The following is a 2,238-nucleotide window of genomic DNA, read 5'->3' on the forward strand; positions in this document are numbered from 1 at the left end:
CCAAGCCAAGCGCAAGTGCGATACTTGCAGCAGCCATTGTTACTTTATTCATAATTATTCCGTTTGTTAGTTAGAATTGAATCATACCAATCTGCTTATATATGGGGTCTATTTAACGTTAAGAAAATTACGCTAGAACCAGGCAAAGGTTTTTGTATCTAGTTGCTCTAAATAAAAAATTTTTAACAACGTTATAGTGCAATTTAATTCGTTAAATTGATCAAAGACTTATGCAGGTTGGTATCACATACCAACTCCATTAAATTCTTGAATATAGCAGGAGTAAAAATAGCACTGCCTACACGCTTTTACTTAATGGAATGGGTATCAAAGAGCTTTCGATCAATATAAAGCCCACGCAGTATCATAAACCTCATTAAGCCAACAATAAAATGGAATATGTAACAAAGTATTTTGAATGCGGTGAGCTGCCAAATTAGCCCCACCAATAACAAGATGGTGGGTAGTTAAGACTTACTTTTATTTTTTCCGTGAAGCGCTAAACGCTCTAGTTTTTCTTTTAAAGAAGGGGGTGCAGAAGATGCTATCGCGTTTAAGTAATCAGCTGTTTGCTCACTCATTTTACGTGAGTTGGTAACTGCAGGACTGCCCGACTTATTCGCTGTACTTAATCTCTGAGTTGCTTGAGGATTTGCAGTTATTTTTATTTGCCCGAGCTCTGCCATTCCGGCAGCTCTAAAATGTGAAAGCATATCCATTTTTAAATAATTAAGCCTAAGCGCGATAGGTGCAGATACCGCCTCTATCATTAGCGTGCCGTCTCGGTAATTACTGACTCGGCATTTATCACCCAACTTAGGACCCAAAAAATCTTTTAATAGGGTTTGCTGTGTATCAAGTGCTTGGCTTTTGCCTGCATAAGCTGATAAACGATTATTTAACCCCGCCATAATATCGGTTAGCGGTTTTGGTGCATATCTATCTTTAGCCATTTTACACCTTGTAAAAGCTCACTTAGACCCAGAGATAATACTCTAGGTCTAAGTATACACTGCGTATTAATACTACGCGCCGGCTATTTGCATTTGCTCTATTAATACTGAGCCAGTTTGAATACCACCACGGCGTTCTATGTCACCACCAATAGCAGATATGCCTTTAAACATATCTTTTAAATTACCAGCAATGGTAATTTCGCTTACAGGATATTGGATTTCACCATTTTCAACCCAAAAACCAGCAGCACCACGAGAGTAATCACCCGTTACGGTATTTACGCCCTGCCCCATTAGCTCTGTAACTAATAAGCCGGTGCCCATCGTTTTTAATAGTGCAGTTAAATCGTTATGAGTTTGCTCAACAAGCCAGTTATGTATACCGCCAGCATGCCCTGTTGGGGTCATATTCATTTTACGCGCGGCATAACTTGCTAATAAATAAGTTTGTAGCTCGCCGCCTTGAATAATTTCTCTATCGAATGTTTTAACACCTTCGCTATCAAACGGTGATGATGCCAACCCTTTTAAAATATGTGGGCGCTCAGCAATATTTACACAATTACTAAATACTTGTGTGCCTAAGCTATCAAGTAAAAAACTTGATTTACGATAAAGTGCGCCACCACCAATTGCCGACACTAAGTGACCAAACAATGAATTTGCAATATCGGCTCTAAAAATAACAGGCACTTTCATTGTGCCTAACTTTTGGCTATTTAATTTAGCTAATGTTTCAGCTGCTGCTTCAAGCCCAACTGCCGCTGCGTCATTTAAACCCGCTTGATCGCGTGCAACAGTATAAGCAGAGTCGCGTTGCATGTGTTCGCCATCTTGACCTATTACCATAGTGCTAATGCTATGACGAGTACGTGGAAAACCGGTTATCAAACCATGGCTGTTACCATAAACACGTAGCCCCTGATGCGATGAAAAGCTCGCACCATCTGAGTTAACAATACGCTCATCTGCATTTAATGCAGCTTGCTCAGCAGCATGACAAAGCTCAATACCTTCCTCAGGGCTTACATCCCAAGGATGATATAAATCTAAATCTTTAGGATTAAATTCAAGCAATTCTTTATCAGCAACGCCGTTAAATGGGTCATCCGATGTAAATTTGGCTATATCAATCGCTTTTTCGACTACCGTGCGCAATGTTTTTGGATTTAAATCAGCTGTCGATGCTGAGCCTTTATTATTACCAACATATACACTAATGCCTAAGCCGCCGTCTTGGTTAAACTCAATGGTTTCTACTTCACCCATTCGTGTACTAACC

Annotated in this window: 2 protein-coding genes; both read right to left on the minus strand. The window is 39.9% G+C overall.

Annotated elements, in window-relative coordinates; translation table 11 throughout:
* Positions 1 to 467: 467 nt before the first annotated feature.
* Positions 468 to 953, minus strand: coding sequence for a DUF721 domain-containing protein (locus L654_RS0101665; RefSeq protein WP_024589904.1), 486 nt, complete (start codon positions 951 to 953; stop codon positions 468 to 470).
* Between the two features lie 72 nt (positions 954 to 1,025).
* The coding region (pmbA, locus tag L654_RS0101670) for a metalloprotease PmbA (protein WP_029753458.1) at positions 1,026 to 2,238 on the minus strand (1,213 nt) is incomplete at its 5' end.

It is taken from the genome of Pseudoalteromonas sp. TAB23, assembly GCF_000498075.1.
GTDB classification, from domain to species: Bacteria; Pseudomonadota; Gammaproteobacteria; order Enterobacterales; family Alteromonadaceae; genus Pseudoalteromonas; species Pseudoalteromonas arctica.